Consider the following 14,130-nt stretch of genomic DNA (forward strand, 5'->3'; position numbering starts at 1 on the left):
ATTTGACTGACAGGCATTAGCGCGGGGCGGCCTGTCAGCAAGCCGCGCTTATGGAACGCGGTCTCGGCGAGAGCAGTGCATGGCATCGGACCTTGTTGTTGTTCTTGGATTGCCTGGCGCCAGAGTAAGAACAGACGAGGCGGGGATAAATCCCGGATTGCACAAGTCGGGTTTTGGAAAAGGGCAAGTGTGGGGCGCCGCCGCGATAGCAAGCCCCGGAGAGGGCGTGCAGCGACACGGACGCAGGGCCGAGCCGCCAATCGCAATCTGTTCAGAACCCCGCCCCTGTGCCAATCTGACACAAATTCTTACCCCGCCCGCCGGGGTAACCTGGAATGACCACAGGGGCAGCATGAAAAAAGTGAAGCTGGATCGCATCAACCGGGCGATCCTGGAAAACCTGCAGAACAACGCACGCATCAGCAACCTGGAGCTGGCGGAGAAGGTCAACCTGTCGCCCAGCGCTTGCCTGCAACGGACAAAGGCGCTGGAAGACGCCGGTTACATCCGGGCCTACATGGCCTCCATCGACCTCGACGCCATTTGCATCAATGTCATGGCCTACGTGATGTTCAGCCTGCGCGACCACGCCGGGCACCTGCGGGTGCAGTTCGAGCGGTTCGTCGCCAAGCGCCGCGAGTTGGTGGACTGCCTGAAGGTCGATGGCGAGTACGACTACATCGCGCTGGCGACCTGTTCCACCGTGGCGGATTTCAACACCCTCTGCGAGCAACTGTTGGACGAGAACCCCAACATCCTCAAGATCAGCAGCAACATCATCCTCGACAAGACCAAGTGGTTTGCCGGCTACCCACTGGAGAACCTGATCTGGCGCGAGTGAGTTCGCTGCGCCTGCACAATCTGCGCTAAACCCGCGCATATCCCGCAGCAACTGCCGTCCACGGGCGGCAACTCGACCTTTTGCATTGTCGCGGCTACGGACAATAGCGGTCTTTTCCCAAAGGAGAACCGCGATGTCCGCCTCTGTGTTCGTCACCCTGGAAACCGCCCTCGGGGCCTTTACCGTCGAGTTGTTCGCTGAGCGCGCGCCGTTGTCCGTGGCGAACTTCCTGGCCTATGTGGACAGTGGTCGCTACGACGGCAGCAGCATCTTCCGGATCGTCAACCCGGACAACCAGCAGGCCGAGGACCCGGTGCGGATCAGCGTGATCCATGGCGGCACGCGGCCGCTGGCGGCGGACAACCTGCCGATGATTACCCTGGAAACCACCGCGCAGACGGGCTTGAGCCACCGTCACGGCACGTTGTCGCTGGGGCGGGAGGCTGCTGACAGCGCCGAGGGCGACTTCTTCGTGTGCATCGGCGATCAGCCGCATTTCGATCACGGCGGTGCGCGTCATCCCGATGGGCTGGGCTTCGCCGCGTTCGGCCAAGTGTGTGCGGGGATGGACGTGGTAGAGGCGATCTGGGCGAGCGCGGGGGCGCAAGAATATCTCGCGGCCGACGAGGAAATCGCCATTCTTCGGGCGTTCCGCCAGACGCGGAGCTTGTGATGGAGCGCCTTGAGCTGTTGCGCGGCGAGTTGGCCCGGCGGCGTATCGACGCCTTTCTGGTGCCGCGCAGCGATGCGTTCCTCAATGAAGACCTGGCGCCCGCCGATGAGCGTCTGCACTGGTTGAGCGGTTTTACCGGCAGCGTCGGGCTGGCGGTGGTGACCGCTTCCGCGGCGGCGCTGATGGTGGACGGTCGCTACACCCGCCAGGCGCGGCAGGAATGCGGCAAGCACTTCGAGGTGATTGCGCTGGACGATGGCGAGCTGTTTGCCTGGTTGCGCGGACAGTTGGCGGCGGGGGCGCGCGTCGCCTGTGATGCGCGCTTGCACAGCATCGACGAATGCACGCGCTGGCAGGCGCTGGCACGGCAGGCCGGCTTGCACTGGCAGGAGCTGACGGAAAACCCCGTGGAGGCGTGCTGGCGTTATCGGCCCGTAGCGCCCGACAGCCCGGTGGTTGCCTGGGCGCTTGAACACGCGGGGATGACCGCCGAGGCCAAGCTGGAGCGGTTGGCGGTCGCCGTTCGCGAGGCTGGTTGCGACGCTTTGTGGCTGCCGGCGCCGGGCATGCTGGCCTGGCTGCTCAACGTCCGTGGACAGGACATCGCCATCGCGCCGCTGCCGTTCAGTTGCGGCGTGCTTGACGCCGAGGGTCGGCTGGAATGGTTCATCGAGCCCGAGCGCCTGCAACTGCCGGACAACGGCTTGCCGGCGACAGTGAGTGTGCAGTCGCCGGACAGTCTGTACCCGGCCATTGCCCGGCGCGCCGGGCAAAAGCTGTGGATCGACCGGCAATCCTGCACCGCCGCCGTGTACCGGCAATTCCAGCAGGCAGGCTGCATTCTGCATGAGGCGGCAAACCCGCTGTTGCTCCAGCGCGCCTGCAAGCAGCCCGCCGAACTGCGCGGCATGCGCGAGGCGCACCGCATCGATGGCGTGGCGCTGTGCCGGTTTCTCTATGAGTTCCACTGCCGTTGCGAGCGCTTTCGCGGGCAGAGCGAGCTGTCGGTGGTGGAATCGCTGGAGCGCTGGCGCTCATTGCATGCCGACTACCGTGGTGTGAGCTTCGACACCATTGCCGCCGCCGGCGCCAATGGCGCGCAGCCGCATTACCTGCCGAAGCCGGGGAGGGCGGCGAAGCTGGCCTGGGGCGAACTGCTGCTGATCGATTCCGGCGGCCAGTATCCGCAAGGCACCACCGATGTGACGCGGGTGCTGGCGTGCAGTCCGCCCAGCGGTCGCCAATGCTTTCTCTACACCACGGTGTTGAAGGCGCATATTGCCTTGGCCAGTTGCCGCTTTCCCGCCGGCACCAGCGGCCAGCGCCTGGACAGCTTGGCGCGCCAGGCGTTATGGCGCGAGGGCCTGGATTATGGCCATGGCACCGGACATGGGGTCGGCAGTTATCTCCATGTTCACGAAGGCCCGCAGCGCATCGCGCCCCACGCCAGCGACGTGGCCTTGCAGGTCGGCATGGTCACCTCGATCGAGCCCGGGGTGTATCTGGACGGTGAGTTGGGCATCCGCATCGAAAACCTCTACGAGGTAGTCGAGTGCGAGGCGCATCCGCGGTTCCTGGCGTTCCGGGTGCTGACCCTGGCGCCGCTGGCCATCGAGCTGATCGACCGCGCCATGCTCACGCAGGCCGAGGCGCAGTGGCTGGACGACTATCACCGCCAGGTCCACGCCAGCCTGAGCCCGTTGCTGGAGCCCGAGATCGGCGCCTGGCTGGCGCGGCAGACCGGCGTGAACAATTTGCCGTTTGAGGGCCGATAACCGCCGATTGTTTTTCCACGGCCCGGCAAAAGCGCAGTTAGCGCGCCGCCGGGCTGGCAACATGTTTCCTGCGTTCGCGAGCGCCTGACACAATTCCAATAATCGGTTCATCCCGTACTCGGGAGAGAACCACAGCCGGTCTAGAGGCGAGCATGAGCAGCAATGAAGAAGTGATTCCCGAGGGCTACGATCGAAGGCCCGTCCCCCAGTCCGAAACCGTCTCCGGGGTCGGGCTGGCGCTGATTACCCTGGGCATCGGCATGACCTTGCCGGTGTTCTGGCTGGGCGCGGACGTGACCCAGAAAGTCGGTTTTTCCGCCGCGCTGGCGGTGTTCATCGGTGTGTGCGGGCTGCTCGGGGTGCTCTGCGCGCTGACGGCGCTGGTGGGTGTGCGGACTCGTCTGAGCACCTACATGGTGTTGCAGTTTTCCTTCGGTCGCCACGGCGCCAAGCTGATCAACCTGACCATGGCGGTGACCCTGCTGGGCTTCTACGCCGCCACCGCGGATATCTTCGGCAGCACGGTGGCCAGCGCACTGCAAAGTGCCTGGGGCATTGTCACGCCGGCCTGGTTGCACTGCGTCTGGGGCAGCGTGCTGATGACGCTGATGGCCATTTATGGCTTGCGCGGCCTGGACCGGCTGTCGATCTGGTCGGTGCCGCTGATGGCGGCGTTCATGTTGTTCGCCTTGTACCTGGGCCTGCAGCGCACCGTGCCGGGGCAACTGACGGGCTTCGCCGGCGCGGGCGACAGCCTGGCACTGGTGATCGCCAGCACCATCGGCATGGTGATCCTGACCCCGGTGCTGATGCCCGACTTCACCCGCTACGCCCGCACGGAAAAGGACGCGCTGATCGCCATTCTCGGCATGGCGCTGGGCTTTCCCTTCGTGCTGAGCGTGGGCGGGGTGCTGTCGATCATCACCGGCCAGTCGGAAATCATGCTGGTCATGGCGGCCCTCGGCGTGTTGCTGCCGGCCCTCGCGGTACTGGTGTTCTCCACCTGGATCACCAACACCGCCAACCTGTATTCGGCGACCTTGACCCTGGCCACGGTCAACCGCGCCGCGAGCTGGAAGCTCACCCTGGCCGGCAGCCTGGTGGCGACGGCGCTGGCGGTGGGCGGCTTCATGAGTCACTTCCTCGATTTCATCATGACCCTGAGCATCGTCATTCCACCGCTGGCGAGCATCTACGTGGCCGACTTCTTCGTGGTGCGCCGGCAGCGTTATGACCTCGATGAGCTGGCCCGTTCGAAAGCCTTCGGCTGGCCGGCGCTGGCGAGCTGGGCGCTGGCCAGCGGGATCGCCTGGATGACCTCGTTCGAGGGCTGGACCCTGACCTCGCAACCCACCGTGGATTCGCTGCTGGTGGCGCTGCTCGCCTACTTGCTGTTGTACCGCTTCGCTCCCGTGAACCTGGCGCCGGCCTCGCACCCGAGCCGCTGACACCCGACCTGCAAGCGTTCTGACTCCGGGGATTTTTCCCCGGCGGGCGAAGCCATGCCCGCGAGATGCCCATAACAACGTTTAGCGGCCTGATTCGACCTTTTTTCTGCCAACCCAACGCCAATAACAACCTCAAGAAGTTCAGGAGCAGATCCTTTGAAACGCATTTCCTTCGTCTTGCTGAGCACCCTCGGATGCGCCGGCCTCGCTCACGCTGACATTTCCAGCACCCTGGCCCTGACCAGCGAATACCAGACCCGCGGCATCGGCTACTCCGGCAACAAACCCGCCTTGAGCCTGAGTCTGGACTGGGCCGGCGACAGCGGCGCCTTCGTCGGCACCTGGGCGTCGAGCACCGACAGTTTCAATAGCGGCGATCCCTACGATGACGGCGCCAAAATCGAATGGGATTTCTACGGCGGCTACAACGGCCAACTGGAGAACGGCCTGCGCTATGGGGTGATCGGCTACTACTACTCGTTCCCCTCGACGAACTACAACATCAACTACACCGAGGTCGGCGCCAGCCTCGGCTATGGCAACTTCAACACGTATTTCTACTACACCCCCGACCTGATCAGCTCGTCCCGCGCCTCGCGCTACCTCGCCGCCGACTACACCTTCAACCTGCCGCTGGACGTAAACCTGACCTTCCTCGCCGGGCACGCCTATGGCGATTACTACCGCCGCCGCGACGAGACCGGCGGCCACGAATACACCACCTGGGAAGTCGCTCTCAAGCGCAGTTTCGGCCCCATCGACACCAAGCTGAGCTGGGTCGACACCGACCTGTCCGGGCGCTTCTACAACGACGGTGAATACCTGCGCAACGACGGCCGCCTGATCTTCGCGGTTTCCCACACATTCTGAGAACAGCCCCGGCGGCCCGTGGGCTGCCGGCTTTTGCAGCACTGCCGGAGGACTTATGACAATCCGTGTGGCTACCGATATCGGTGGCACCTTCACTGACCTGGTGTACCTGCAGGACGGCGTGATCAACGCCGTCAAGGCCGACACCACCGCGCCGCAGTTCGAACAGGGCCTGCTTGATGCGGTGGCCAAGAGCGGGGTGGACTACCGCGACATCAGTTTCTTCGCCCACGGCTCCACCGTGGTGATCAACACCCTGACCGAGCGCAAGGGCGTCAAGACCGCGCTCATCACCACCCGCGGTTTCCGCGATGTGCTGGAGATCGCCCGCGGCAATACCCCGGACATCTTCAACACCCGCTACCGCAAGCCGCCGCCCTTCGTGCCGCGCCACCTGCGCCTCGAAGTCAGCGAGCGCCTCAACCATCACGGCGACGTGCTCACGCCGCTGGACCTCGATCCGCTGCCGGCCATGCTCGACCGCCTGCGCGAGGAGGGCGTCGAGGCCATCGCCATTTGTCTCCTGCACGCCTACTGCAACCCGCAACACGAGCAGCAACTGATGGCTGCGGTGCAGGCGCATTGGCCGCAGGTCGCGGTGATCGCCTCGCATCAGGTCAGCCGCGCGCTGCGTGAATACGAGCGAACCAACACCACCGTGCTCTCGGCCTATGTGATGCCGGCCACCCGCGACTACCTCGACAACCTGTCCCGCCACCTCGGCGAGCGCGGCCTGCGGCCCGAGCCGTTCATCATGAAATCCAACGGCGGCATCTCGCCGGTCCGCGCCGCGCGCCAGGACCCGATCAGCCTGGTGGAATCCGGCCCGGTCGGCGGCATGCTCGGCGCCCAGGCCTATGGCGAGCTGATCGGCGAGCGCCAATTGCTGGCGCTGGACATCGGTGGCACCACGGCCAAGTGTTCGTTGATCCACCAGGGCAAGGTGGAGATCAGCAATGACTACGTGATCGAAAAAGACGCGGTCAGCGCCGGCTACCCGATCATGACCCCGGTGGTGGACATCGTTGAAATCGGCAATGGCGGCGGCAGCCAGGCCTGGATCGACGCCGCCGGCAGCCTGCGGGTCGGCCCGCAAAGCGCCGGTTCGCGGCCCGGCCCGGTGGCTTACGGACGTGGCGGCCAGGCGCCGACTACCACCGACGCCAACCTCTACACCGGGCGGATCAACCCGGACGACTTCGCCGGCGGCCATATCACCCCCGACCTCGACGCCGTGGAGCGCGCTTTCGCCCGGCTGGGCGAGCAGATCGGCGTGTCGCCGGGCCTGCTGGCCCATGGCGTGCTGCAGATCGCCAACGCCAACATGGTCAACGCGCTGAAGCTGATTTCCGTCAACCGTGGCCACGACCCCCGCGACTTCGCGCTGATGGCCTTCGGCGGCGGCGGCGCGCTGCATGCCTGCGCCCTCGCCACCGAACTGGGCATTCCGAAGGTGATCATCCCGCCGTTCGCCGGGGTGTTTTCGGCCTGGGGCATGCTGATGCTCGACGCCCGCCGCGACTATATCCAGACCTACCTGCAAGGCCTCGACGACGCGCGCCTGGCCGGCCTCGCCGCCGCCTTCGAACGCCTTCAGGGCGAGGCCGTGGCCGAGTTCGGCAAAGACGGCATGGCCCGCGACACCCTGCGTTTCGAATGGCATATCGACGCCCGCTACAGCGGCCAGGAACACACGGTCAAGGTGATGCTCGACGGCCTTGAACTGGAGGCGATCCTCGAACGCTTCCACACCCAACACGAACAGGCCTACACCTTCCGCCTCGACCTGCCGATCGAAGTGGTCAACCTGCACCTGGTGGCGTTCGGCGCGGTGCCGAAGTCGCCGATGAACCCCATCGGCCGCACCGACGAGCCGTCGGCCGCCGCGGCGCTGTTCGGTCATCGCCGCGTCGAGTTCGAACCGGGGCAACCGCTGGAGACGCCGCTGTACCGGCGCTCGGCTTTGCTCCACGGCATGCGCATCGACGGCCCGGCAATCATCGAAGAAGCCACCACCACCACCGTGATGGGCCCGGCCGAGCGGCTGGAAGTCGATGCCTACGGCGGTCTTCACATCCACATCAACGTCCAGGAGCTGGCGCCATGAGCACGGCCAATCCGTTCACCCGCGAAATCATCAAGAACGCCCTGGTGGCCATCGGCGAAGAAATGTTCCTGGCGCTCAAGCGCACCAGCATGAGCCCGATCATCTACGAGGCGCTGGACTACGGCATCGGCCTGACCGACGCTCGCGGCCAGTTGATCTCTCAGGGCAACGGCATCCCCGGTTTCATCGGCACCCTCGATGGCGCCGTGCGCAGCGTGCTCGACAAATTCCCGCTGGCCGAGATCCGTCCCGGCGACATGTTCATCACCAACGACCCGTATGCCGGTGGCGGCACGCACCTGTCAGACGTGTCGATGATCATGCCGGTGTTCCACGAAGGCCGCCTGCTGGCCTGGACCGCGAACAAGGCGCACTGGACCGAAGTCGGCGGCAAGGACCCCGGCAGCTTCAGCGCCGACGCCTCGGAGATCTACCAGGAGGGCTTGCAGTTTCCCACCGTGCGCATCTACGATCAGGGCCGCATCAACCAGGCGCTGGTGGACATCATCGCCGCCAACGTGCGCCTGCCGCAGATGACCCTCGGCGACCTGCACGCCTGCGCCGCCGCCTTGCGGGTGGGCGAACGGCGCTTGTTGTCTATCGTCGGCAAATACGGCGAAGCCACCACCCTGGAGGCTATCGAACGCCTGCTTGAACACGGCGAATCCATGGTGCTGGCGGCGTTCAAGGGTCTGCCCAAAGGTGTGTTCCATGCTGAAGACGTGATCGACGAAGACGGCCTGGGCAACGGACCGTTCACCGTCAAGGTGCGGGTCGAAATTGGCGAAGGGCGCTTCGTCGCCGACTTCACCGGTTCCAGCCTGCAAGCCCAGGGGCCGATCAACAACACCCTGTGCGGCTTGCAGTCGGCGGTGCGCGAAGTGTTCATGGGCGTCGTGCGCCCCGGTATCCCGGCCAATGCCGGCTGCTTCCGGCCGATCGAAGTGATCTGCCCGCCGGGGACCATCTGCACCGCGCAGCGCCCGGCGCCGGTGTCGGCGTACTTCGAATCCATGGTCACCGCCGCCGACGTGGTGCGCCGCGCGCTGGCCCTGGCGCTGCCGGACCGGCTGATCGCCGGACAGCTCGGCTCGGTGTGCTCGATGGTGCTGAACGGCCGCGACTCGCACACCAACGAGGAATACCTGCTGGTGCAGCCGCTGGTGGGCGGTTGGGGCGCCGGCCACGACAAGGACGGCGAGAGCGGCCAGTTCTGTGTGGGCAATGGCGAGACCAGCAACATCCCGGTGGAACTGACCGAGCGCTGCTACGAAGTGCTGGTGGAGCACTACGGTTTCCACGACCAGGACGGCGGTGCCGGGCGCCACACCGGCGGGCGCGGCGTGCGCCTGGACTACCGGATCCTCTCGCGCAAAGCCTGGATCTCGACCTTCTTCGGCCGCGGCATCACCCCGCCGTGGGGGATCGATGGCGGGGGCGAGGGATCGTGCAACTTCGCCGAAATCATCCGCACAGACGGCCAGAACCAGCGCTTCAGCCGCGCCAACCGCGTGCCGCTGGAGCAGGGCGATCTGCTGCGGCTGGCGACCGCCAATGGCGGCGGCTGGGGGCCGGCGGCGGAACGCAGCGTCGAGGCGATCCGCGCGGATATTCGGGCGGGGTATATCTCGCTGGAGCAGGCGCGGCGGGATTATCCGGGGCAGATAGGAGCGGTCTAGATTTCCACGGCTTTCCAGGGCCTCATCGCCGGCAAGCCGGCTCCCATGGGTTGTGTGGGAGGCGGCTTGCCGGCGATGAGGCCCTGGCGAAGATCCACCTGTCCCAACATCCCGCCTTACCACCGTCGGCGCCTGCAACAGCGCGCTTGACCCGGATCAAGACCCTCGCGGTCAGCGCGGGTTAGCGTGGTGTATCGCCAAGGCCCGGAACAGGAGGCGTCCCCATGGCCAAACCCTTTCCCCTCATTCCCAAACACCCCGAGCGGGTCTGCTGGGGGTGCGACCGCTACTGCGCCGCCAGCAAGCTCGATTGCGGCAATGGCGCCGACCGCACCATGCACCCGGCCGAGACCTTCGGTGACGACTGGCATGAGCAGGGCGATTGGGGGTTGCCGCCATCGGACGCCGGCGACAAGAGCCCGTCGCCCTGAAACCCGATCTTTACAGGCGCGGGTGATGGCGTAGATCGGCCCCTGGGCGATCATCCCGCGCTGCACACTTCCAGCCCTTTCGTCATCGCCGTGGCCCTGCTGCTCGACCGGCTATCCCGCCGGGCCTTGCAGCGCCGACGCGGACGTGCGGCAACCCGAAAATTCCCACAATGCCTGTTGGATAAGCGCCGCGCCGGCGTGCATCATGCCAACGATGCACGCCGGCGTTGCGGTTTCCGCCACCTCTCCGGTTACACCAGAACAAGATCGAACGAGGCCGCGACGTGGTTGAAAGAAGGCATTTCAGTGATGCCCTGCAGGGCTCCAACCTGCGCTTCACGGGCGAGAAAGGGCAGACGACCATCGCTCAGGGCCGGGTCGGTTTTATCCTGCTCGAGCATTTTTCCCTGCCGGCCTTCACCCAGGCCCTCGATACCCTGGTGACCGCCAACCTGATCCAGGCGGCATCCTTCACCACCCGCACCTTTACCCTCGATGGCGGTTCTCGGGTCAGCGACCTGGGGTTGGTGATCTGCCCGGACGCCCCGTTGAATGCCGCGAGCCTGGACGATCTGGATCTGTTGGTGGTATGCGGCGGCTTGCGCACGGTGCTCAAGCCGATCCCGGAACTGACCCAGATCCTCCTGCGTGCCGCCGAGAAGCAGGTGGCGCTGGCCGGCCTGTGGAATGGCGCGTGGTTCCTCGGCCAGGCTGGGCTGCTCGATGGCCACCGCTGCGCCGTGCACCCCGAACACCGTGGCGCGGTGGCCGAGATCGCCAGGGACAGCCAGGTCACCAGCGAAAGCTACATGGTCGACCGCGACCGCCTGACCGCCGCGAGCCCGGCGGGTGCGTTCCACATGGTCCTGGAGTGGATCAACACCTTGCATGGTCGGGGCATGGTGGACGCCATCGTCGATATTCTTGCCTTCGAAGAGTCCCGCTACCGTCGCGCGCGGCCGACCCTGCACGAGAAAATGAGCGAGCCGCTGCGCGAAGCCATCAACCTGATGAGCGCCAACATCGAAGAGCCCTTGAGCCAGGATCAACTGGCCCATTACGTCGGCCGCTCCAAACGGCAGATCGGCCGGTTGTTCATGACCCAACTCGGCACCACGCCCGTGCGCTATTACCTAGAACTGCGGATTACCGAGAGTCGGAGGCTGCTGCAGCATTCCGACCTGCAACTGATCGACGTAGCGCTGGCCTGCGGCTTCGTCTCGCCGAGTCATTTCAGCAAGTGCTATGCGTCCTTTTATGGCTACGGGCCGTCGAAGGAGATTCGCCATGGGTTGGTGAAGGGGGGGAAGGGCAAGAGCGCATCCTAGTTAGGGTCAAAGAGACCAGGTGATTCCCTTCTGGGAGGCAATCAGGCTGGCTCCCCGGACGGCGGTGTCGCCATGCCGCGCGGGAATTTTGCCATTGCCTCGCATCCCGCGCCCGGTAGCTTGAATCGCGACTGTCCCGTGCAGCGGGCATTCAAACGAGTCGCCATCTCCCGCTACGGCAATACCATTGACGGTGAACCCGGTAGTTGCGCTCTGCACAGTGCCACCATGGCTGCTGGTGTCACCTAGAACGATAAAGGGAAGGGTCATTTCAATGTCTGCCGATGAGTTTCGGGCCCAAGGTCGGTGGGGGATTCAGCAACTGTCGGCGGCTCTTTTTCAGCCGACTGGTGGTCACTCCTGGATGACGTTCGTGCACGTCTTGGCCTTTTTTTTCTGGGCTCCACCTTGGGCAGCGGTGGCCAGTCAGCAGCGGTAGATAATGGCGGAACTGGCTTTCCTGGCAGGCCAGCCTCACGAATCATACGCGGCCAGCGAGGTTCCCAGCACAGCAGCAGCGATATCCAGTGGCCCACGGCTAACAATGCCAAAGCAGGGGAAGCCAGAGCCACCCAGCAGGCGACCTGCCAACGCAGCCCCGCGCGCCACAGCGGCCTGAAAAAACTCAAGGACGCCATTACTGACAGCCACGGCCATGGCACCTTTCCGAGCAGCTTCTTCGGTGCAGGTACCGATTGCGGGCCTTCTTCCATGTAGCGACGAATGAATTCCCACAAGTTGACAATATCGCTGGTGCCATCGGCCGTCTTGCCGACGAATACTAGGTGAAGATGGGGCAAGCCGGTAACCGTGGGATCCCAGACCAAAATAAGTTGCCTGCCGATATTCGCAGCTTCGTCTTCCCCAACAGTCGCCTGAGGTGAAACTTGCTCCCAGTCAAGTACAGTAATACCCCCCGCGTAACGTGGGCGGTGTAAGTACACCTGTCGCGTCACCCGATTGAAGCGAATCAGCAGTCGACGCTGAACGAAGTTTTCCCAGCTAATAAAGCGCCAGACGTAGAGCCTTATAATAATGATTACACCCAAAGTTATTGATGGAACCAAAACACCATCAACGTAATTCCCTGTAACTGCTGAGTTTTTCGTCCAGTACTGAACCCCCGTAAGCCATACGGTACCAAGACAGTAGGAGAGGTAAATCAACTCAGCGAGCAAATACAAAAGTAGAAATGAAATGTAAGTCAGAACGCCTCTGCGCCCTTGAGAAGTTCCGGCGTGCAATTCAATGCAGTTGTCATTAAAGGTATAAATTGAGCCATCTGCGCATGGATCTTCACTGACAGAATCTTGAATGCGAGTCAGATTTTCGTCTTGCCCAAACTTCCCAGCACGCTTATCTGCAATATATTTTTTGAAGGTTCTATCCCAATTTCCACGTTCCTTTGAAGAGGTCTGGACATACCAAATCATAAACTCCAGAAGGTACATCAGCTCAACGCCTTAAGCGCTTGATAGAGCTTCTCGAGTTCCGTCTTCTGGTCTTTGTACGCTTTGAAAAAGCTCCCAGGCATTCGCTTCCCAAAGCAACTATGCAAACACCACTCTTCCATTTCTTCTGGTGTAAGCAGCATGATCACGATGCTCAGCGCGAGAGTTACCAATGTCCCCATTCCGATTAGACGCAAAAACAAAGGTATTAATCGGGATGCGGCCAGGTTTTCCAAAAACAAAAGCGCCCCCCACTGGCTATTGGCGCCGAGAACCCAACGCAGTAGTGGAGCGCTATAGGAGATAGAAACAACTGATGCGAGTATTGATATTCCGGCAGACACAACGGCTCGACCTAGGTAGGCATAGCCAAGAGCACGACGTTCGCTCTTAAACGATGATGCCATGTCATCTACATCCAACATCACCATATACACGCCTCCTGCCAGCGCCAGCATCCCACCGCCTAACCGCAACCCACCCAACGAAATCGCAGCCCCCCGCCCGACAACACCCGTCGATGCATACCGACTCGCAACCGACGCAACACCAATCGCAGTCAACTCGACTCCAGCGGCACTGGTGATCAGAATGGCTGCCTGATACTCCAGGTACTCCTTCTCGCCTTCATCTTTCTTCGACGCTTTGACGCCGAGAACGATGCCTTCGATCATCGCCAGCAGAACTCCGCCTCGAAGTTGCTTGAATTGCCCGCCGCCGCCGTTCTGAAACTCTCGCATCAGGGTGTCGCGCACCCGGCCAATATGCGAGTTCACCTGGCCTGCCACCCTGTTCCGGTTGGCCGTCTGGCCTGCCGCGGCCAGGTCACTCATCCGCAGACGGATCGTCACCTCGCCGAGCCTCGCATGAATGAACCCGAGCATCGGGCTCAACAGCCGGCGATCCAGCGCATTGGCAGGCAGCAGCGCCAGCATGTATTGGTGAAGGTAGGCGAACATGGATAGCGTCAGTGACAGCCGCCGTGGATCGAACCAGCGATAGGCACTCGTCACGATCGTCGCCTGAACGGCCGCATCCGCCTTGATGGAAAGGTCGATGACTTTTTCAAACCAGTTACTGGCGGCGCCCAGTTCATTGATCAGGTTGTCTGCGGTCAGATCGTTGGCTGCCGCTTTCGCGCCGGCCAAGGCCTCCCGGGTTTCCCTTTCGATATCTATGCTGTTGCCGGCCAAGGCGCGCCACGCCAGGTTACGCTTGGTGATGCTGGTGTCCGACCACCACGACGCCAGCTTCGCTGCGCCCTTGCTGCTGCCGTTCATGCCGAGCAGGCACAGGGCAATCTGGCTCGCGAACGCCTGCCCCCAGACCGGTTGATGACGGTCGTAGACGTCGAGCGCCTGTTCCAGCATCTCGCTGTCCAGCCAGGCGAGATGGTCGTCCCCGCGTCTGTCCATTTCCTCCTGGGCCTTGCGATCAACTCTGGCAAACTCGGCCTGAATCCGCTCCTTGGCTTTCCAGTCCAGCCTGTCCTGGTACGGCTTGAAGGCCGACTCTTTTTCGGACTCG

Annotated in this window: 12 protein-coding genes; 9 read left to right on the forward strand and 3 right to left on the reverse strand. The window is 63.4% G+C overall.

Annotated elements, in window-relative coordinates; translation table 11 throughout:
• The first annotated feature begins 352 nt into the window (after positions 1-352).
• From NTD88_RS05945 to NTD88_RS05985, 9 genes are all read left to right on the forward strand, one after another.
• Entirely contained in the window at positions 353-841 is a 489-nt protein-coding gene (locus tag NTD88_RS05945) for an Lrp/AsnC family transcriptional regulator (RefSeq protein WP_095156755.1), read from the forward strand.
• Between the two features lie 133 nt (positions 842-974).
• Positions 975-1,514 carry a peptidylprolyl isomerase gene (locus NTD88_RS05950; protein WP_262153933.1) on the forward strand — a complete coding sequence of 180 codons (540 nt, stop codon included), beginning with the start codon at positions 975-977 and terminating at the stop codon, positions 1,512-1,514.
• Positions 1,514-3,289, forward strand: a complete 1,776-nt coding sequence (locus tag NTD88_RS05955) for an aminopeptidase P family protein (RefSeq protein ID WP_262153932.1) — start codon at positions 1,514-1,516, stop codon at positions 3,287-3,289. The genes NTD88_RS05950 and NTD88_RS05955 overlap by 1 nt, the downstream gene beginning before the upstream one ends.
• Before the next feature lie 152 nt (positions 3,290-3,441).
• Entirely contained in the window at positions 3,442-4,737 is a 1,296-nt protein-coding gene (locus NTD88_RS05960) for a purine-cytosine permease family protein (protein ID WP_262153931.1), read from the forward strand.
• Positions 4,738-4,893: 156 nt separating this feature from the next.
• Entirely contained in the window at positions 4,894-5,607 is a 714-nt protein-coding gene (locus tag NTD88_RS05965; RefSeq protein WP_262153930.1) for a TorF family putative porin, read from the forward strand.
• Positions 5,608-5,662: 55 nt separating this feature from the next.
• Complete coding sequence (locus NTD88_RS05970) at positions 5,663-7,714, forward strand: hydantoinase/oxoprolinase family protein (protein WP_262153929.1); 2,052 nt, start codon at positions 5,663-5,665, stop codon at positions 7,712-7,714.
• On the forward strand, positions 7,711-9,393 hold the full coding sequence (locus tag NTD88_RS05975; protein WP_262153927.1) for a hydantoinase B/oxoprolinase family protein: 1,683 nt from the start codon (positions 7,711-7,713) through the stop codon (positions 9,391-9,393). Before NTD88_RS05970 ends, NTD88_RS05975 begins: the two co-directional genes overlap by 4 nt.
• A gap of 224 nt (positions 9,394-9,617) precedes the next feature.
• Positions 9,618-9,824 carry a DUF3079 domain-containing protein gene (locus NTD88_RS05980; RefSeq protein WP_262153926.1) on the forward strand — a complete coding sequence of 69 codons (207 nt, stop codon included), beginning with the start codon at positions 9,618-9,620 and terminating at the stop codon, positions 9,822-9,824.
• A 284-nt stretch (positions 9,825-10,108) separates the two neighbouring features.
• Positions 10,109-11,152, forward strand: coding sequence for a GlxA family transcriptional regulator (locus NTD88_RS05985; RefSeq protein WP_262153925.1), 1,044 nt, complete (start codon positions 10,109-10,111; stop codon positions 11,150-11,152).
• 6 nt (positions 11,153-11,158) lie between these two features.
• Here the strand turns inward: NTD88_RS05985 and NTD88_RS29110 are convergent, their stop codons facing one another.
• The 3 genes from NTD88_RS29110 to NTD88_RS05995 all read right to left on the reverse strand — a co-directional run.
• Positions 11,159-11,422, reverse strand: coding sequence for a PAAR domain-containing protein (locus NTD88_RS29110; RefSeq protein WP_410017258.1), 264 nt, complete (start codon positions 11,420-11,422; stop codon positions 11,159-11,161).
• Complete coding sequence (locus tag NTD88_RS05990) at positions 11,419-12,603, reverse strand: DUF6708 domain-containing protein (protein ID WP_262153924.1); 1,185 nt, start codon at positions 12,601-12,603, stop codon at positions 11,419-11,421. The genes NTD88_RS29110 and NTD88_RS05990 overlap by 4 nt, the downstream gene beginning before the upstream one ends.
• Positions 12,603-14,130: T6SS effector BTH_I2691 family protein (locus NTD88_RS05995; RefSeq protein WP_262153923.1), on the reverse strand; the 1,528-nt coding region annotated here is incomplete at its 5' end. The genes NTD88_RS05990 and NTD88_RS05995, both read right to left, overlap by 1 nt.

Origin of the sequence: Pseudomonas sp. 20P_3.2_Bac5, from assembly GCF_025466035.1 — a bacterium.
GTDB lineage: Bacteria > Pseudomonadota > Gammaproteobacteria > Pseudomonadales > Pseudomonadaceae > Aquipseudomonas.